The sequence below is a fragment of the Variovorax sp. 22077 genome, from assembly GCF_052044195.1.
Lineage (GTDB): Bacteria > Pseudomonadota > Gammaproteobacteria > Burkholderiales > Burkholderiaceae_C > Variovorax > Variovorax atrisoli.
Genome location: NZ_JBQEQC010000014.1, coordinates 1 through 18,655 on the forward strand (window position 1 = coordinate 1; position 18,655 = coordinate 18,655).

The window sequence follows — 18,655 nt, forward strand, 5'->3', positions numbered from 1 at the left end:
AACCTACGTCAGCGGAGACCGGCCGCTTCGCAAGCAGCGCGACCATGATGTCTAAACGAATTATGGCCGGCGCAGCAAAGCCGGCATCTGCGGACGCAACGACCACCACAACACGGGACCCGGCAGGTCTTCTGGAGAACAAGCTGGAACAGTTGAACTCGCTGCTCTGGTGCTTCTACGGCGCCGGCGACGGATGGTTCCAGGATGCGGGGGAGGCGCATCGGGAGAATCTGCTTTGGATTGCTTCGGATTTGGCGCGGGAGGCTGTGGCGCTTTATCAGGAGATTAGTCCGGCTGGGTGACCGGGCTTGGGGCGCCGAGTCTCTGAAGATGGCTTGGCGCTCGATGTGATTCTTCGTTTTCTTTGCACGCTTCCGCTTTGCAGCGGTTGCTGTCGTTGGGTCCGGAGCTTGCGACACCTAGATTGAAGCAGCTATTCGACACTACTTCGGGTAGTAGGTTGGCGCACTACTGACCTCAAGGATGCAGTAGAAATAAGCCGCCCCTCCAAGGGCGTCTCCCTCTTTGTTCGCCTGAATCGGTAGGTTTGGCTGTCGCGACGGGCACAGAGGCACTACTATTTTGACGCCCATCCTCTATCGGGGTGAATTCTCATCTGGTTCGACAGCCCCTTGCCGAAGGTGAAAAAAGATGCGGCGAAAGATCCCAAGTGACCTGATTCAGTAAGCTTCGGACCCGGATATCGACGTACACCAATAAAGTTTAAAACGAGGAGAGTGAGCGGATGGCCAAGCTGGGAAGTATCGACTTTGATGAACGCATCCTCGATGCGCTACGCGACAACAATCTGGTTATTTTTGCTGGAGCAGGTGTGTCAATGGGCCCACCATCAAATTTGGCAAGCTTCTGGCGGCTTGCAGAGCAAATTGCTGAAGGAACCGGACTCGAAGTCGAACAACCTCTTGATAGGTTTCTTGGTCGGCTTCAGCACAAACAGGTGCATGTTCATATGCGTGCGGCAGATCGTCTTTCGCCTCCAGGCAGTGCACCGAATGCCCTTCATCGAAATCTTCTACGCCTCTTTGGAACGGGTGAAAAAGTCAGGCTTGTCACTACCAACTTCGATCAGCACTTCACGACGGCCTATGTCGAGCAATTCGGCAAGCAGCCAACCATCTATAGCGCTCCAGCACTCCCGCTTGGACATTCATTTGCGGGAATTGTGCATGTGCACGGAGCATTGAGCCGACCCGAGGAGATGGTCCTCACTGACGCTGATTTTGGTCGTGGATATTTGACTGAGGGCTGGGCCCGGAGGTTTCTCGTAGATGTCTTTCGCCGATTCACGGTCCTCTTCGTGGGTTACAGCCACGACGACGTTGTCATGACGTATCTAGCACGCTCGCTGCCCGTGGATGCTCTCGCTGGGAGATTTGCGCTAACTGAAAATGGCGAGAAATGGGACCTGCTCGGAATTACGCCTGTCCTATTTAAAAAAGGCCATGGAGAATTGGCGTATTCGGATCTGTACGACGGGCTCGATCGCCTCGCCAACCGCGCTGTTCGTGGTGCGCTTGACTGGCAGGCTCGTCTGGTGGAGATAGCTGGGCGAAATCCCCCCGTTGATGACGAAACAGTTGGGGAGGTCGAACAGGCTCTTCGCGAGGTTCACTTATTGCGCCTCTTTTTGCAGGTCTGCAAATCTACGGATTGGCTCAGATGGTTAGGGGCTCGCAAGTACCTTGCGTCGCTCTTTCGCCCTGGAGAACTGGACGAATGCGGAGAACTCCTTGCTACTTGGCTCGCGCAGAATTTTGCTAATGGGCACCCAGAAGTAGTGTTCGAGGTTTTCTCTGCCAACGGCCAAGCTCTTCACCCAAGTTTGTGGTGGAGCTTGATGCGAGAGATTGGTCTGAGCAAGGAGACGACGCTGGAGCTACCCTTGCTGCGGCGCTGGACAGGCATTCTTCTGGCGTGCGCTCCTAGTCGCCTGGATCCACATGCAATGTCTTGGCTGGCGGGCCGGTGTGCAGCAACCGGCGATGCACAGCTTGCGTTGCGAGTTTTCATCTCCATGAGCAGGCACCGTCTGCTTCTAAAGTCTCGCTTCTCTTGGAGTCAAGAAGACGACGGTACCCAAAATAATGCTCTATCGGCGGAGCATGTGTTTGACAGCAATCACTGGAGCCTCAATGAGGTCTGGATCAAGTACATAAAGCCTCATCTTGCTCAAGTGACCTCCCAACTTCTGGCTGAAGTGTCACGTCAATTTCTCGTGATCAGAGCGGATTTGCTGGCGTGGGATGCCGCTTCCGATACGTGGGATCCGGTAAGCTTTCGCCGATCAGCGATAGAGCCGCATGAACAAGACAGGTTTCCCGAGCCTGTCGATGTCTTGATTGACGCCGCGCGTGACGCCATCGAGTTCCTAGCGACCGATGATCCAGATGCGGCGAGCAACTGGATCGAGACCTTTTTAATGTATGACGTGCCTGTCTTGCGCCGCCTAGCGATTCATGCCATCTCCATACACCCTGGGATGTCCGCCGAGATGCGGCTGGAATGGCTTGTAGATCGCATTGGCCTATACGGTTTGAACGAGCACCATGAGGTCTATCAGCTTGTAGGGAAAAACTACGCTCTTGCAGTCGACGCAACGCGCAAGAAGGTTGTCGATGCCGTGATGTCACATCAGAGTTCAGCTCTCGGAGAGCAGTCCAGTGCCATCCGTACGGAACGAGCGCACTTTGACTGGCTGTCATGGCTTAGCAGAGCGAAGGCGGATTGTTCTTTGGCGCGGATCGAGTTGGACAAGATTCGAGCGGTTCATGTTGAGTGGAGGGCTTCGGATCATCCAGACCTCACACATTGGTCCGGCCCCGCTGGATGGGTGGGGCCGCAAAGCCCTTGGTCAATCGACGAACTTCTCGCCTCTCCGGCTGCGGACCAGCTTGATGCACTGTTGACCTTTGAAGGGGAGACTTTTCTTGGCCCTGATCGGCCAGGGCTGATTGAAGCCGTTCGCGAAGCGACAAAAACCAACGGAGCTTGGGGATTGGCTCTAGCAGCTGCTCTTGAATCTCGCTCCCTCTGTAGTTCTGACCTATGGCCCGCCATCATGCGAGGCTGGTCCGAGGCTGATCTGGATGTTGAGACTTGGCGCGAACTCTTGTCTATCGTGTCAAAGATGAAGCTTTACGCTTTTCACATACACGACAGTGCTAACCTGCTTTTCGCAATTGTGAAGAACCAAGGAAAACCGTTCGCGACGGAAATCCTTAGAGAAGCCGATGCCGTTGCACTTGAAACATGGAGATCACTCGGCGATACAGATGCGGATGAAGTGATCGATGACTGGCTTCAAATCGCCATTAATCGTCCTGCGGGCGTCCTCGCAGAATTTTGGATAAATGCTCTATCGCTTCTATTAAGCGGTGCCGTTGGTGCAGAACGAGTACTGCCCGATTCATATCGGGCCAGGTTCAATATGATGATTGAAGACAGAACCGTAAATGGTGGTCTTGCTCGGTCGGTGCTTGCAGGGCAAACGGGATTTCTGTTCGGGGTGGACGAAGAGTGGGTTCAGGAGCACCTGTTTCCCTTGTTCTCGGATGAGGATTCGGCACGCTTCCGACAGGCGTGGGACGGTTTTCTAGTATGGGGGCGTATGTATCCGGATCTCGCGGAGGCATTGTTGCCGGCCTGTTTGACCGCCATGGAGCGGCTTCACAAAGATCTCGCTCCCCGACGCCAAAATTTCATAAAACTTCTTGCGACTCTTTCAGTTTTTCATGCCCCAGATCCAACGAAGGATCTGATACCGACTCTTTTCAAGTATGGCGACGGCTCGGATCATGTCGCTTTTTCTTCTTACGTTGGCTATCTGCTCAAGCATCTGGCCGTAGAGGCAAAGCAGCAGTTGTGGAAAGGCTGGCTTAGGCAGTACTGGTCTCAGCGCAGTGAAGCAGTTCCTGCGCCGCTCAGCAATGATGAGAGGGCGCAGATGCTTGACTGGCTTCTTGACCTTGATGAGGCGTATCCAGCCGGTGTGAAGTTGGCGACTGTCGGACCCCCTGTGAATCTCGAGCACAGTAGTCTGCTCTTCCAACTAAGGGAAACTGACCTACCTGTTCGGTTCTCTAGCGAGACCGCAAGTCTGCTTGTGTTCTTGTCTAGCTGCGAACTTGGCTATCAAACTGCATATCTGAAAGAAATTGCCACTCGGCTGGTTGGATTGACGGACGATCAAAAAAGATCACTGGCCGAAGCCCTGGTTCGTGCTGGAGCGGTGTGAGTAAAGGAAATCATCTCCTGCCTAAAGAGGGGATGACCGCAAATAGCTGATTCGGGCGATAGCAGTCGTTCCGCACTCTTCATTAAAGGCTGCAAGCAGTCTGAAGCCGACATGCGGAAAAGCGGGCCCGGTGACTGCTGCTTGACCGCAAATGCAGGCCTCGTCACTGTGCGCGGCAGCGCAGTACGCTTGACTCTGCGGCGTCACGTCCACTCTCCGCCTGCTGCTGCAGAAATAGCTATGAACCAATCTCAGAAAAGTTTTTTCATTGACAGCGGACACCAGCGACTGGAAGGCTTCCATTCAAAGAAGGCGGTTGCCGGCATCAGGGGAAAGTTGCTCGATGAGTTCAAGCGGCTGAGCTCACAGCGAGGAGGACAAGGTTCGGCGAGCTCTCTGCAAAAGCTCCCTGTCTTTCAACAGATCGGAAAGCTGTCCGCGCTTGTCAAGGTTCCGGGCTTGCATGAAACGCTGGCCAATGCCGAACTGATCGACTACATCGCTCGTCTAGGTGGCCGTGCCCCATCCAGCATTCAAGAGACACAACTACTCCTGTCCCCGCCCAACCAAGGCGCCTCGACACTCGAAAACCTGAGCTGGCACGTCGACATCTCCGCAAACCCCAAAGGCCCGTTACCCGGAATCCAGGCCTTCTTCCTCATCGACGACGTAGCCCCAGGAGGCGGCGCAACGCTGGCACTGGCCGGCTCGCATCGCGTCAACACGCAGGGCATGCCCACGTCCTCACAACTGCGCGAAGTACTGAAGACCCCCGGCGACCTGAGGGGCAACCTGCATCGGCTAGGCATCGAGATCATCGAAATGTCCGGCCGCGCAGGCGACGTGTTCCTGATGGACTTGCGCGTGCTGCACACGCCATCGGTCAACTCGACGAAGAACGTGCGGATGATGGCCACGACGCGCTTTTTCTTCGACGGGCCTTCGCGCTAGGCCCTTCCGCATCACGACGTTGAACAGGGCACGCCCGCTCTGGCGGCCCTCTCAACCCAAACCCTCAATACCCCCGCCCCGGATCAACCACATCCGTCGGCTCCTCCCCCTCCGCCACACGCTGGATATTCGCCGCAATCTGCCGCGCAGACGAAGAGGGAATCGCAACCGAAGCCAGATGCGGCGTGATCAGCACCTGAGGCATTCCCCACAGCGGATCACCGGCCGGCAGCGGCTCCCGCTCGAACACATCCAGCGTCGCGCTGCCGATATGCCCGCTCTGCAGCAGCGCAGTCAGCGCAGCCTGATCGACCAGCGCCCCGCGGGCCACGTTCACGAAGGCGGCGCCGGGTCGCAGGCGCTCCAGCCGTGCGTGGTCGAAAAGGCCTTTGGTCTGCGGCGTGAGCGGCAGCATCAGCACGACGATGTCGGCCTGGCCGAGCACGGTGTCCAGCGTCTCGATGCCACAGAAGCATTCCACGCCTTCGATCAGCCGCTGGCTGCGCGACCAGCCCAGCGTTCTGAAGCCCTGGCGCTGCACTTCGGTTGCGGCCATGGCGCCGAGGTGGCCCAGGCCGAGCACTGCCACCGTGATTTCCTCTGGCGAGCGCGGGTGGCGGTAGGCCCATTCGCCGCGCCGTTGGGCCTGCTCGAAGTGGGGAATGTCGCGCGCATGGCGCAGCACGGCGAACAGCACGTAGCCGGCCATCATGCGAGACATGTTCGGATCGGTGATGCGCGTGATGGGGATGCCTGCCGGCAGGTCGCTGCGCGAGACCAGGGCGTCGACGCCGGCGCCCAGGTTGACGATGAGCCGCAGGTTCGGCATCTGCTGGAAGAAGCCCTCTGGCGGCTTCCACACCATGGCGTAGTGCACGTCCTCGGGCCGCTCGAGGGCGCTGGAGTGGACCACCTGCAGGTCGGGCAGTTGCGCCTGCAGTGCCTTCTGCCAGGCGCCGAAGTCGTCGAAGTCGCTGTAGAAGACCAGGGTGCCGAGGCGCTGCTGCTGCTGTGCCATCTTCAGGCGCTCTTCTGCTGCTGTTCGCTGGCACTGCGAACCAGCCGTGCCACGGCCTCGATCGCGAACTCGTAGCCGTCGCCGCCCAGGCCTGCGATCACGCCATGGGCCGCCTTGGAGATGAAGGAGTGGTGGCGGAAGGGCTCGCGCTTCCAGATGTTGCTCATGTGGGCCTCGATGATCTTGCCGGGGAAGGCCAGCAGTGCGTCGAGTATGGCGATCGATGTGTAGGTGAGGCCGGCCGCGTTGATGACGATGCCGTCGGCCACGCCGCGTGCCTCCTGGATCCAGTCGATCAGCTGGCCTTCGTGGTTGCTTTGCAGAAAGCGCAGGTCCACGCCCAGCGAGGCGGCCTTCTGCTCGCAGCGCGACTGCAGCACCGGAAAGCTGTCGCTGCCGTAGGTCTTGTTGGCATCCAGGCCATAGAGGTTGGCGTTGGGCCCGTTGAGAAACCAGACCGTGAGGGGAGGAAGCGTGGTGGTGTTGCTCATCGTGGGTGCTCTCAGGCTTCGTGGGGAAGGGTGGCCTGCATGGCGGGCAGTTGCGCGAACCCGGCATACCAGCGCGTTGCGGCGGGATGGCTGGCGCGCCAGTCCAGTTCTGGAAAGCGGAAGTCGAGGTAGCCCAGGCCGCAGCCGATGGCGACTTCGCCAATGGTGGGGCCAGCCGTTGCCAGCTCCGGCGCGATGGCCTCGATGGCGCCCAGGCAGGCCGTGACCTTGGTCAGCAGCGCCTGGCGCCAGACGGGCCACTGCATTTCAGTGGGCCGCGCCGTGAGTTCGTAGCGCGCAAGCAAAGCGGCGTCGAGCAGGCCGTCGCCCATCGACTGGCGCGTGAGCGCCTTCCAGCGCGCGGGGCCGGCCGGTGGAAAGATGCCGGCGCTGCCCAGGCTGTCGATGTATTCGCAGATCACGCGGCTGTCGTAGAGCGACTCGCCGTCGTCCAGGATCAGCGTGGGCACTTTCGCCAGCGGGTTGTGCGCCGCGATGCGGTTGTCGCGGCGCACCGGATGAGCGGCGCTGTCGAGCCACTCGATGCGTTCGGCCTGGCCGCTCAGGTGGGCGCAGACCATGACCTTGCGCACGAAGGGCGAGGTGGGGGCGTACAGCAGTCGCATGATGCTCAAGGCTCCAGGACGAGTTTGCCGAACACCTGGCCGCTCTCCAGCAGCGCATGGGCCTGTGCGGCCTGGGCCAGCGGCAGCCGCGCGTGCAGGCGCGGCGCGATGCGTCCGCTGGCGAGCAGCGGCAGCACGTGGCGCGAGATGGCCTGCGCCATGCGCGCCTTCTCGGCATGCGTCTGCGGGCGCATGGTGGACGAATGCAGGCTCAGCTGTCGCTGCATCAGCGTGAGCAGTTCGACCGTGACGGCGGAGCCCTGCATGAAAGACAGGCTCACGTGCCGGCCGCCGAAGGCCATGGCCTGCAGGTTGCGGCGCACATAGTCGCCGCCGACGATGTCCAGCACCACGTCCACGCCGCGCCCGCCGGTGAAGTCGAGGCAGGCCTGCACGAAGTCGGTGGCGGGCCAGCAGATTGCGAGGTCTGCGCCCATGGCTTTCAGATCGGCAAAGCGGGCCTCGTCGCTTGCGGTCGCGATGACGGTGCAGCCGGCCGCATGCGCCATCTGCACCGCGAGCGAGCCGATGCCGCCCGTGGCGCCGTGGATCAGCACGGTCTCGCCCATGGCCAGCCGGCCCAGCTCGAAGAGGTTGTGCCAGACGGTGAACAGTCCTTCCGGCAGGGCCGCGGCCTCTGCGTCGGACAGGCGGGCCGGCACTGCGAACGAATGGTCCACCGCGGCCACGCACCAGGGCGCATAACCGCCGCCGGGCACGAGCGCCATGCGCCGCGTGCCGCGCAGCGCAGGGTCGACGCCCGGTCCGCAGGCGACGACCTCGCCGCAGACTTCGAGCCCCAGCACGTCGGTGACGCCGGGCGCGGGCTTGGCGATGCCTTGTCGCTGCATGATGTCGGGTCGGTTGATGCCGCCGGCCAGCACGCGCAGCAGTACCTCGCCGGGGCGGGGTTGCGGCACGGGCCGCTCGGCCAGCACGAGCACGCTGGCATCGCCCGGTTCGCGGGCCACGATGGCCTGCATGGTGGAGGGCAGCGCTTCGGTCATGGCGTTCATGGCTGGGGGCTGAAGACGCTCACGCCTTCAGGTGCGAGCGCCAGTCCCGCCACCGAGCCGACCGGCCACTGGCGCATGGCCGTGAGGCCCGGGCTGCGCACGGTGACGATCTGGCGTGCCGTCATCGGCAGGTCGACGTCGACGAAGGTGTTGATGTGGTCGCCCTGGAACACGTGGTTGACCACTGTGCCGCTGAGCACCGAGGCCGGGTGCAGGTTTTCCAGCCGCAGGTGCTCGGGCCGCACGTAGACGTCGAGCCGCTCGCCTTCATGCGAGGCGTGCACGAGCCGGTCCTGCGACAGGCTGATGAGGCCCGAGCCCAGGCGCAGCTGCACGTCGCCCGCGCCCTTGCCGTGGTAGTAGGCCGGCAGGATGTTCACGTCGCCCAGGAAGGACGCGACGAAGGGGTCCTGCGGGCTCTGGTAGAGCTCGGCCGGCGGCGCGATCTGGCGGATCACGCCCGCCGACATCACCGCGATGCGGTCGGACATGGCCAGCGCCTCGCCCTGGTCGTGCGTGACGAACACGGTGGTCAGGCCCAGGCGGCGCTGGATCTCGCGGATCTCCACCTGCATGGAGCCGCGCAGGCTCTTGTCGAGGGCCGAGAAGGGTTCGTCGAGCAGCAGCACCTTGGGCTGGATGACGAGCGCGCGCGCCAGTGCCACGCGTTGCTGCTGGCCGCCCGAGAGTTCGCGCGGCTTGCGGTGGCCGAGGCCGTCGAGCTTGACCATGGCCATGGCATCGCGAATGCGCCTGGCCGCTTCGTCCGTGGGCACGCCCTGCATGCGCAGGCCGTAGCCGATGTTGCGCTCCACCGTCATGTGCGGGAACAGCGCGTAGTTCTGGAACACGAGGCCGATCTTGCGCAGGTGCGGCGGGTCGCTGGTGACGGGGCGGCCGTCGATGAAGACCTCGCCGCTGTCGGCCTCGGCGAAGCCTGCGATCAGGTTCAGCAGCGTGGTCTTGCCGCAGCCCGAAGGCCCCAGCAGTGTGAGGAACTCGCCGCGCCGGATCTTCAGCGAGACCTCGCGCAGCACGGTCTGGTCGTGGTACTTCTTGACCACGCCTTCGATGCTGACGGCCACATCGGCCGCATTGGGGCCGAGCTCGGGAGGGACAGGATTCATGGCCGAAACGATAAGTCAATCGGCTGCCATCGGGCATTTGCAGATATTGAGCCGGCCCCTCGGAAAAAACGAAACAGGCGCTTTCTCCAGCGTTGCGCAACGTCTTGCGGGCGTGGCGGCCGCGCTTCGCTTTTTCCTAAGCCTTGCGTCTGAAAAACATGATTTTCAAACGCCATGCCCTTCATCAGACTCGGCCCCCAATCGGTGTGTGGCAGCGCCGGCCTGCCTGGCCGAAACAGCCCCGTCGATCATCCTGAGGAACATCAAATGTCTGTGGAGAAAATCAATACCCTGGTGGTCGGTGCAGGCCAGGCCGGTATCGCGATGAGCGAGCATCTGGCGGCCATGGGTGTCTCGCACCTCGTGCTGGAACGCAATCGCATCGCGGAGCGCTGGCGTTCGGAGCGCTGGGATTCGCTGGTCGCCAACGGCCCGGCCTGGCACGACCGCTTTCCGGGGCTGAAGTTCGAGGGCATCTCGCCCGAGGCCTTTCCGCCCAAGGAACGCATGGCGCAGTACTTCGAGGACTACGCAGCCATGCTGAAGGCCCCCGTTCGCACCGGTGTGGAGGTGCAGCGCGTCGAGCGCCATGTCGGCCGACCGGGCTTCAAGGTGAGCACTTCGCAAGGCGTGATCGAGGCGATGAACGTGGTCGCGGCCACCGGCCCGTTCCAGATCCCGGCCTATCCCGCCATCGTGCCGGCCGATGCGCCGGTCGCGCAGCTGCATTCATCGGCCTACAAGAACCCGGGCCAGCTGGCCGACGGCGCGGTGCTGGTGGTCGGGGCGGGCGCTTCGGGCTCGCAGATCGCCGAAGAGCTGCGCCAGGCCGGCCGCAAGGTGTACCTGTCGGTGGGCGAGCATTACCGTCCGCCGCGCTCATACCGCGGCCGCGACTATTGCTGGTGGCTTGGCGCGCTCGGCCTGTGGGACGAAGTCCGCATCAAGCCGAAGAAGAAGCACGTGGCCTTTGCCGTGAGCGGCTATGAGGGCGGTCGCACGGTGGACTTCCGGCGCCTGGCGCATGCGGGCATCGAACTGGTGGGCCTGACCGAGTCCTACGAGGGCGGCGTGATGCGCTTCGCCGAAGGCCTGGCCCGCAACGTGGCCGAGGGTGACCAGGCCTACTTCGACGTGCTGCGCGAAGCCGATGCGTACATCGAGCAGAACGGCCTGCCGTTCCCGCCCGAGCCCGAGGCCTGGGAGCTTCTGCCCGACCCCGCATGCCTGACCGAGCCCACGCTGAGCCTGAACCTGCGCGAGGCCGGCATCACGACCGTGTTGTGGGCCACGGGCTTCAAGTTCGACTACAGCTGGCTGCAGGTCAATGCCTTCCACGAGAACGGCGAGCCGTACCACAAGCGCGGCATCTCGGCCGAAAGCGGCATCTACTTCCTGGGGCTGCCGAACCTGGTGAACCGTGCCTCGTCGTTCATCTACGGCGTGTGGCACGACGCCAAGTACATCGCCGACCACATCCTTTTGCAGCGGGGCTACATGTCCTACGAAAAGAGCTGATCGCGCACGGTGCGTGATTGAGAAGGCCGCCGGATCCTGCGATCCGGCGGCCTTCGTCATTCGATGCGCGCCGTGGGCCGCGGCATCGTGCGACCCGGCTGATCTATCGATCTATCCGATCAGCGGCAGAGGAAGTCGACGAGCCCGGCCAGCATGCGGTCGCAGGCCTGCAGCTGCGACAGCTCCACGTATTCGTCGGCCTTGTGCGCCACGGTGATGCTGCCGGGGCCGCACACCAGCACGGGCGTCTGCTGCCAGCTCTGCTGGAACAGGCCGCCCTCGCTGCCGTAGTCGACCTTGGTGGTGGGCGTGCCCTCGGGCAGCAGCCCGCGCAGCAGGCCGACGGCCGGCGCGTCTTCCGGTGTCGACAGGCTGGGGTAGCTGTTCTGCAGCGTGACCTCGGGCAGCGGTGCGTCGGCGTGCTGGGCCTCGCGCTTCACGCGCGCGGCCAGGTTCTGCAGGATGCGTTCGAGGATCCGCGCCGGCTCGTCCTGCGAGACGTTGCGGATCTCGAAGTTCAGCGTGCATTCGCTGGGCACGATGTTGAGTGCGCGGCCGCCCTGGATGGTGCCGACGTGCACGGTGGAGTAGGGCACGCCGTAGCCTTCTTCGCGCGGGCCGCTTTCGGCCAGCTCGCGCTGCACTTCGCGCGCCGAGGCCACGAGGTCGCTGGCCATGTGGATGGCATTGACGAACTGCGGCGCGAGGCCCGAATGACCGGCCTCGCCGCAGCAGACCGCGCGGTAGGCGGCCTTGCCCTTGTGGCCGGTGCCGATGCGCATCAGCGTGGGCTCGCCGACGATGCACAGGTACGGCGCCGGCAGATGGCCTTCGAGCCGGCGCAGCAGATGGCGCACGCCGACGCAGCCGATCTCCTCGTCGAAAGACAGCGCCAGCTGCAGCGGCCTTTTCAGCGGCCGTCCGGCGGCAGCCACCATGGCGGTGACTGCGCAGGCGACGAAGCCCTTCATGTCGGCCGCACCGCGTCCGTAGATGCGGCCGTCCTTGTGGGTGGCCTCGAAAGGCGGCGATGTCCAGGGCTGCCCTTCAACGGGCACCACGTCGGTGTGGCCGGAGAGCAGCACGCCGGGCACGCCCTCGGGGCCGACCGAGGCGAACAGGTTGGTGCGGCGCGGGTCCTCGGGGTCCGGCGCGCGCGTGGAGGCGATGCCGGCGGCCGAGAGGATGTCTTGCACCGCGGCGATGAGCCCGTGGTTGGGTTGCAGCGAGACGGAGGGAAAGGCGATCAGCGTCTCCAGCAGGGAGACGCTGGAGACGCTGGTGGAGCGTTCAGTGGTCATGGTTTTTGCGAAGGCGGCGCGTTTCGCGAGACTGGCGTTTCTTGCGTCTCGGGCGCCACGGGATGGGGATCGAAGAAGCTCGCCGCGCTCATGCCCGGGATGTACTGGTCGGAGATGTAGGCGCGGCAGCGGTCCATGAAGGCCTGGGTCAGTCGCGACTGCTTCATCGGCTTGTAGGTGGCCAGCCCCAGGAGCATGGGGCGGTGCTTGCCGGCCAGGCGCACGCGCACCATGCGCTTGCCGTCCAGCGACAGGTTGGACTTGGGCCGAACGTTGAAGAGCGCATAGCCGATGCCGTTGGCGGCCATGGAGCGCACCACCTCTTCCGAACGCGAACGCGCCACGATGTTGGGTGTCAGCCCGACGCTGGCGAACAGCGAGGTGAAGTAGTCGCGGCTCATGGGCAAATCGAGCAGCACGAAGGGCTGCGGGGCGAGCTCCTCGAAGGTGACGGCCTTCTGCTGCGCCAGCGGATGCAGTTCGCTCACCAGCACGTAGGGCGGCAGCGTGGCCAGGCTCTCGAACTCGATGTCGTCGTCCAGGCGCAGGTCATACGTCAGGGCCACGTCGATCTCGAGCGACCGCAGCTTGTTCATGAGCACTTCCTGGTCGCCCTCCACCATCTGCATCTCGACCCGCTCGAAGGCGCGCGCGAAGCGGAAGATCACCTCGGGCGCGATCATGGCCGTCAGCGACTGGAAGCTGCCCACGCGCAGCGGGCCCTGCATCACGTCGCCGGAGTCGGAAGCGATCTCGTAGAGGCGCGAGGAGCGTTCGAGCACGTCCTGGCACTGGTTCAGCACCAGCGTGCCGATGGCGGTGAGCCCCAGTCCCTTGGAGGGATGGCGCACGAACAGCTGGACGTTGAGTTCGCTCTCGATGTGCGCGATGGCCGCGGAGATCGAAGGGGAGGAGATGTGGATCTGCGCGGAGGCCGCGGCGATGCTGCCGTACTTGGCCGTCGCGACGAAGTACTCCATCTGGCGCAGGGAGACGCGGTTGAGCATATCGGAACAGGAAGGCGCGCCACGCGCGGCGCGGAAGCGACCGCGCCAGTGTAGCGACACCCCTGCGTCAGGGATTGCCCGGCACACCGAAGCTGGGTGCCGCGCGCGGGTCGATCGCCCGCGTGACGTAGGCCTCCTGCTGCGGCGCATAGACCTGCCAGGTGGCGTACAGCGCCTGCACCGGGTCGGCTTCCACCCAGTCCAGCCGCAGGTCGACCACGGGCCAGTTCTGCGTGCCGTAGACCAGCAATCCCGCTGAATGCACGGGGCCTTCCTCGCCGCCGGCCGCCTGGCCGGCGAGCATGGCCTGCATCAGGCGCTCGGCGAGCGCGCCCTCGGCCTTCTCGAAGGCCGCCAGCATGGCCGCCGGCACCTCGCGGTTGCGCAGCATGTTGCCGGCGCAGGCCGCGTGCGTGCCCACCACGCTCGCCAGGGTACCCAGCGCGTTGGCCCCGGTGAACACCACAGGCGGGTTGTGCGCGTCGATGGCCATGAGCTGGCGGTAGTCGATGAAGGGGCGCTGCTGCTGCAGCTGCGCCACGGCCTGCGCGGGCGTGTTGCCGGCGGCCATCAGGTCGAGCAGCATCGGTCCCAGGTCGGGGTCGGTGATGTTCTGGCTGGCGGCGGCGCCCACGCCACGACGGCCGCGCACGCAGCGCGACGCCACGGCGGGCGACGAGGAGGCCACGGCCGCGCCGAACTGGCCGGTGGCGGGACAGCGCGCAACGATGGAGAAGGTCATGGCGTTCAGTCGGGGATGACGGCGGTGGCGTCGATCTCCACCAGCCATTCGGGGCGGGCCAGGGCCGAGACCACGATGCCGGTGGACACCGGGAACACGCCCTTGAGCCAGCGGCCGACCACGAGGTAGACGGCCTCGCGGTAGCGCGGGTCGATGATGTAGATGGTGATCTTGCAGATGTCCTGCAGTTCGCCGCCGGCTTCCTCCAGCAGCATGGCGATGTTGGACATGGCCTGTTCGGCCTGCCCGGCGACGTCGCCGATGCATACGCTCTCGGAGGTTTCCAGGTTCTGGCCGATCTGCCCGCGCAGGAACACGGTGCGGCCGCGGGCGACGACGGCCTGGCAGAGGTCGTTGTCCAGCTTCTGTTCCGGGTAGGTGACCTTGGTGTTGAAAGGACGGATGCGGGTGTGCTTCATGGTCGCTGCAGGGGAGGCTGGGGGCATGAGACGCCGATGGCGCCGGGACCGGCATGGTCGTCGGCGCCGGCCGTTGGCGCCATTTGTTTTTTCCGTGCGACCGTTTAGGAATTTCCGAGCGGCGCGCGCGCCGGGGCCCTCGGAAAATTTGAGCCACCTGTACGTAAAAGGCGATTAGGCCGCGACGTAAGCCATTCCTATGATCCGGCCCCGTGATGCAGGTGCTGCACGTGCCGAAGGTTTTGCAGGGCGCCCCGCAATCGCAGTACCGGCAGATGTTCAACTTTTACGATCGAGGTTCAATCAATGATTCGCAAGCTTCTGACTTTGTGCGCGCTCTCCGTCACGCTGGGCGGCACCACCGCCTGGGCACAGGACAACGCGCTCGTGGTGAGCACCTGGGGCGGCAGCTTCCGTGACCTCATCGACGACAACATCGGCAAGGAATTCACCCGCCAGACCGGCGTGCCCGTGAAGTACGTGACCGGCGGCACCATCGATCGCCTGAACAAGGCCAAGCTGGCTTCCAAGCCCGAGAGCGACATCACCTTCACGACCTCGCACGTGGGTTGGCTGTATGTGAACAGCAACCTGTTCGAGCAGATCGACACGGCCAAGATCCCGAACTACGCCAACCTGGTGGACCGGGCCAAGATCAGCCCGTACCACATCGGCAGCTGGGCGTACGTCTACTCCATCGGCTACCGCCCCGACCTGGTGCCCGCCAGCATCAAGCTCGAAAGCTGGAACGACCTGTGGAACCCGGCGCTCAAGGGCAAGCTCAGCGCGCCCGACTTCGACCCCAGCCACATCATCGCGGTGTCGGCCATGCTCTCGGGCGGCGACGCTGCCACCTGGGAGAAGGGCCAGGAAAAGCTCAAGGCGCTCAAGCCCAACTTCAAGGCCTTCTACACCAACGACGCCAACGCCCAGCAGCTGATCGCCACCGGCGAGACGCCCGTGGAGGTGATCCTGTCGATGAACGCGTACCACATGGCCAGCCAGGGCGTGCCGATCAAGGTCGTGATGCCCAAGGAAGGCGCCGTGCTCGGCGTGGACACGATGGCCATCATGAAGGGCACGACCAAGGCCGACCTGGCCTACAAGTTCCTGAACATCGCGCTGTCGGCCGACGTGCAGTCGAAGATCGTCGCCTCCAAGAAGGCCAGCCCGGTGGTCACCAACGCGAAGGTCTCGGCCGAGGACGCCAAGCTGCCCGGCGTGTTCACCACCAAGGAGCAGTGGGACACCCAGGCCATCGTGATCGACAACAAGCTGCGCGCCGAGAAGACCGCCGAATGGCGCAAGTGGTTCACCGAGAACATCATGAACTGATCCCGCGCTGGAGCATGCAAGCCGGGGAGAACGGCGCGGCCCTCGCCGCGCCGGTCTCCCCGCGACGATCGAGCATCTGAAGAAGTTGTTGTTGTTGGGAAGGGCAGGAATGCGTTCCGATCTACGGGCCTGGCTGGTGTCCCCGGCCGTCATTGTTGCGGCGGGCATCGCCGTGTCGCTGCTGGCCGTGCTGCAGTTCAGCTTCCGCGCCTTCGTGCCCGGCTCGCTGGACGTGGGCGGCCTCACGCTGGAGAACTTCAGCGGACTGACCAAGTCGATCTATCTCGCCGCTTTCGCCAACACCCTGCTGCTGAGCGTGGAGACGACGGTGTTCTCGCTGCTCGTCGCCTATCCGCTGGCCTATGCGCTGGTGCGCGTGCGCAACCGTGCGCTCAAGTCGTTCATCCTCGTGGTGTCGATCACGCCGCTGTTCCTGGGCGAGATCGTGCGCACCTACTCGTGGATCGCGGTGCTGGGCAGCAACGGCTTCATCAACGGCGTGCTGCGCCATCTCGGCCTCATCGAATGGCCGCTGGAGCTCATGTTCACCCACCTGGGCGTGCTCGTGGCGCTGGTGCACGTGACCATTCCGGTGGTGGTGCTGATGCTGGCCACCGCCATCTCCCACATCGACCGCGACTACGAGAAGGCCGCGCAAAGCCTGGGCGCGGGTCCGGTCAAGACCTTCCTCACGGTCACGCTGCCGCTGTCCATGCCCGGCATCCTGGCCAGCATCACCACGGCCTTCGCCTGGACCTTCAGCGCCTTCGCCACGCCGCAGATGATCGGCGGCGGCCGCGTGCCGACGGTGTCCACGCTGGTCTACCAGCTCGGCTTCTCGTCGATGAATTTCCCGCTGGCCGCGAGCCTGAGCGTGGTCGGCCTGCTGCTGACCGCTGCCGCGCTGCTCGCCCTGGGCCAGTTGACCAGGCGGCTGAAGGCCATTGGAGGCCACTGACACCATGAAGATCAAGAGCGCCCTGCCGCTTCCGCTGCGCATCGCGGGCCCCCTGCTGATCGCCATCCTGCTGGGCTTCGTGCTGCTGCCGGTGGTGGTGGTCACCATCGCCGCGTTCAACGAGAAGGCCATCCTCACCTTCCCGCCCGAGTCGTACTCGCTCCAATGGTTCGCGCGGGTGTTCAGCTACCCCGACTTCCAGCATGGCTTCAAGGCCAGCCTGGTCATCACCGGCTGGTCGTCGTTTCTGGCGCTGGTGATCGGCACCTGCCTGGCCATCGCAGCGAAGCGGATGGAATTCAAGGGCAAGCAGACCCTGCTGACCATCCTGCATTCGCCGCTGGTGGTGCCGCACTTCACGCTGGGGCTGGGCCTGCTGATCCTGGTGTCGCAGGCCTCGGTGCAGCGCGGCTGGGGCATCGCCATCCTGTGCCATGTGATGCTGGTGCTGCCCTTCGTGATGCGCAGCGTCTACGTGTCGATGGAGAACCTGGACGAGCGCCTGGAGCAGGCCGCAGCCAGCCTGGGCGCCTCGCCGCTCAAGGTGCTGCTGACCGTGACTGTGCCGCTGCTGGCGCCAGGGCTTTTCGGCGGCTGGCTGTTCGCGGCCATCATGTCGTTCAGCGAGTTCACGGCGTCGCTGTTCGTGACCACGCAGGACACGCAGACCCTGCCCGTGGCCATGTACAACTACGTTCGCGAGTTCGCCGACCCGACGCTGGCGGCGCTGTCGGTGGTCTACATCGCGGTCACGGCCACCGTGCTGGCCCTGGCCAACTACTTCCTCGGCCTGGGCAAGATCCTGAACATCGAGGATCGATGAAGGTCCTTGCGCACGCGGCTGGGCGCCGCCGCGAGCGCTCCAGGTCGCGGCGTTGACGGGGCCTGCGAACAGGGCCACCATCGCACAGCGTCGCCAATGCCCGATACGGTGGCGCGCCTGTCGAGGCCGCTTGGCTCGTACACGAGCTGGGTAACTCGAACAGGGCACCCAAGGGCGCTCCAGTGCGCTCCAGGGCATCCTGGGTACCAGGCAGGTCCAGATTTCAAGGAGCCATCCCATGACCGAAAGCGACAAGCTCTTCGCAGGCTCGATCCCACGGCTCTACGACACGCTCATGGTCCCCTTGATCTTCGAGGCCTACGCTGCCGACACGGCCGAGCTGGTCGCAGCCTTTTCCCCCAGCGCGGTGCTCGAGACGGCCGCAGGCAGCGGCGTGGTCACGCGGGCCCTGGCGCCAAGGCTGGGCATGGGTACGCGCTACGTGGTGACCGACCTCAACCAGCCCATGCTCGACTACGCCGCCACCCGCCAGGGCGGCAGCAACATCGACATCGAATGGCGGCAGGCCGACGCGCTCAGGCTGCCGTTCGAAGACGCCTCGTTCGACGTCGTCTTCTGCCAGTTCGGCGCGATGTTCTTCCCCGACCGCACCGCCGGCTATGCCGAGGCGCGCCGCGTGCTGAGGCCGGGCGGGCGTTTCGTGTTCACCGTGTGGGACCGCATCGAGGACAACGCCTTTGCGGACGAAGTCACCAGCGCCGTCGCGGAGATCTTTCCGCAAGACCCTCCGCGCTTTCTGGCGCGCACGCCGCACGGCTACCACGACGTGGCGCTGATCCGCAGCGATGTGGGCCGCGCGGGCTTCACGAGCATCGAGATCGAGACGCGCGAGAAGACAAGCCGCTCACCCTCGGCGCGCGACGTTGCCACCGCCTATTGCCAGGGAACGCCGCTGCGCAACGAGATCGAGGCGCGCGATGCCGGGGCGCTGCAGGCGGCGACGGACCGGGCGGCGCAGGTCATCGCCAGCCGCCACGGCGAAGGCCCGGTGGCCGGCAAGATCCAGGCGCATGTGATCGTGGCGTCGGGGTAGCCGGGCAGGGCAGG

Annotated in this window: 17 protein-coding genes; 8 read left to right on the top strand and 9 right to left on the bottom strand. The window is 64.1% G+C overall.

Translation table 11 applies throughout. The features are described from left to right. The 3 genes from ACTJLF_RS20300 to ACTJLF_RS20310 all read left to right on the top strand — a co-directional run. Window positions 1–302 (top strand): hypothetical protein (locus ACTJLF_RS20300; protein WP_440883800.1); only part of this gene is annotated, 302 nt, incomplete at its 5' end. A 443-nt stretch (window positions 303–745) separates the two neighbouring features. Then, entirely contained in the window at window positions 746–4,255 is a 3,510-nt protein-coding gene (locus ACTJLF_RS20305) for a DUF4020 domain-containing protein (RefSeq protein ID WP_440883801.1), read from the top strand. Between the two features lie 240 nt (window positions 4,256–4,495). Further along, window positions 4,496–5,206 carry a phytanoyl-CoA dioxygenase family protein gene (locus ACTJLF_RS20310; RefSeq protein ID WP_440883802.1) on the top strand — a complete coding sequence of 237 codons (711 nt, stop codon included), beginning with the start codon at window positions 4,496–4,498 and terminating at the stop codon, window positions 5,204–5,206. Between the two features lie 64 nt (window positions 5,207–5,270). On the opposite strand, the gene ACTJLF_RS20315 is transcribed toward ACTJLF_RS20310, so the two are convergent. The 5 genes from ACTJLF_RS20315 to ACTJLF_RS20335 are packed head-to-tail and all read right to left on the bottom strand — an operon-like array spanning window position 5,271 to window position 9,484. Next, complete coding sequence (locus tag ACTJLF_RS20315; RefSeq protein WP_440883803.1) at window positions 5,271–6,224, bottom strand: 2-hydroxyacid dehydrogenase; 954 nt, start codon at window positions 6,222–6,224, stop codon at window positions 5,271–5,273. Window positions 6,225–6,226: 2 nt separating this feature from the next. Beyond that, a complete protein-coding gene (locus tag ACTJLF_RS20320) occupies window positions 6,227–6,715 on the bottom strand; it encodes a type II 3-dehydroquinate dehydratase (protein WP_019656923.1) in 489 nt (162 codons plus the stop codon). A gap of 11 nt (window positions 6,716–6,726) precedes the next feature. Beyond that, the gene (locus ACTJLF_RS20325; protein ID WP_440883804.1) at window positions 6,727–7,341 is read right to left on the bottom strand and encodes a glutathione S-transferase; all 615 of its coding nucleotides are present in this window, start codon (window positions 7,339–7,341) and stop codon (window positions 6,727–6,729) included. A 5-nt stretch (window positions 7,342–7,346) separates the two neighbouring features. Further along, window positions 7,347–8,357, bottom strand: coding sequence for an NAD(P)H-quinone oxidoreductase (locus ACTJLF_RS20330; RefSeq protein ID WP_440883805.1), 1,011 nt, complete (start codon window positions 8,355–8,357; stop codon window positions 7,347–7,349). After that, window positions 8,354–9,484, bottom strand: a complete 1,131-nt coding sequence (locus ACTJLF_RS20335) for an ABC transporter ATP-binding protein (RefSeq protein WP_019656926.1) — start codon at window positions 9,482–9,484, stop codon at window positions 8,354–8,356. The genes ACTJLF_RS20330 and ACTJLF_RS20335 overlap by 4 nt, the downstream gene beginning before the upstream one ends. 267 nt (window positions 9,485–9,751) lie before the next feature. On the opposite strand from ACTJLF_RS20335, the gene ACTJLF_RS20340 reads away from it, so the two are divergent. Then, window positions 9,752–11,002 (top strand): flavin-containing monooxygenase, encoded by a 1,251-nt coding sequence (locus ACTJLF_RS20340; RefSeq protein WP_440883806.1) that lies wholly within the window; start codon window positions 9,752–9,754, stop codon window positions 11,000–11,002. A gap of 119 nt (window positions 11,003–11,121) precedes the next feature. On the opposite strand, the gene argE is transcribed toward ACTJLF_RS20340, so the two are convergent. The 4 genes from argE to ACTJLF_RS20360 form a co-directional block, all read right to left on the bottom strand. Further along, window positions 11,122–12,303 (bottom strand): acetylornithine deacetylase, encoded by a 1,182-nt coding sequence (argE, locus tag ACTJLF_RS20345; protein ID WP_440883807.1) that lies wholly within the window; start codon window positions 12,301–12,303, stop codon window positions 11,122–11,124. Beyond that, the gene (locus ACTJLF_RS20350) at window positions 12,300–13,310 is read right to left on the bottom strand and encodes a LysR substrate-binding domain-containing protein (RefSeq protein ID WP_440883808.1); all 1,011 of its coding nucleotides are present in this window, start codon (window positions 13,308–13,310) and stop codon (window positions 12,300–12,302) included. Before ACTJLF_RS20350 ends, argE begins: the two co-directional genes overlap by 4 nt. Window positions 13,311–13,377: 67 nt before the next feature. After that, window positions 13,378–14,052: a DUF1028 domain-containing protein gene (locus ACTJLF_RS20355; protein WP_354412676.1), complete on the bottom strand. Its 675-nt coding sequence runs from the start codon at window positions 14,050–14,052 to the stop codon at window positions 13,378–13,380. A gap of 5 nt (window positions 14,053–14,057) precedes the next feature. After that, complete coding sequence (locus ACTJLF_RS20360; protein ID WP_019656931.1) at window positions 14,058–14,471, bottom strand: RidA family protein; 414 nt, start codon at window positions 14,469–14,471, stop codon at window positions 14,058–14,060. Window positions 14,472–14,777: 306 nt separating this feature from the next. Here ACTJLF_RS20360 and ACTJLF_RS20365 point away from each other — a divergent pair, with 306 nt between their 5' ends. The 4 genes from ACTJLF_RS20365 to ACTJLF_RS20380 all read left to right on the top strand — a co-directional run bounded on the left by ACTJLF_RS20365 (window position 14,778) and on the right by ACTJLF_RS20380 (window position 18,641). Further along, the gene (locus ACTJLF_RS20365; RefSeq protein WP_019656932.1) at window positions 14,778–15,806 is read left to right on the top strand and encodes an ABC transporter substrate-binding protein; all 1,029 of its coding nucleotides are present in this window, start codon (window positions 14,778–14,780) and stop codon (window positions 15,804–15,806) included. 109 nt (window positions 15,807–15,915) lie between these two features. Beyond that, window positions 15,916–16,764, top strand: coding sequence for an ABC transporter permease (locus ACTJLF_RS20370; RefSeq protein ID WP_184606314.1), 849 nt, complete (start codon window positions 15,916–15,918; stop codon window positions 16,762–16,764). A gap of 4 nt (window positions 16,765–16,768) precedes the next feature. Further along, complete coding sequence (locus ACTJLF_RS20375; protein WP_440883809.1) at window positions 16,769–17,587, top strand: ABC transporter permease; 819 nt, start codon at window positions 16,769–16,771, stop codon at window positions 17,585–17,587. Window positions 17,588–17,825: 238 nt separating this feature from the next. Further along, complete coding sequence (locus ACTJLF_RS20380; protein ID WP_440883810.1) at window positions 17,826–18,641, top strand: class I SAM-dependent methyltransferase; 816 nt, start codon at window positions 17,826–17,828, stop codon at window positions 18,639–18,641. Window positions 18,642–18,655 lie beyond the last annotated feature (14 nt).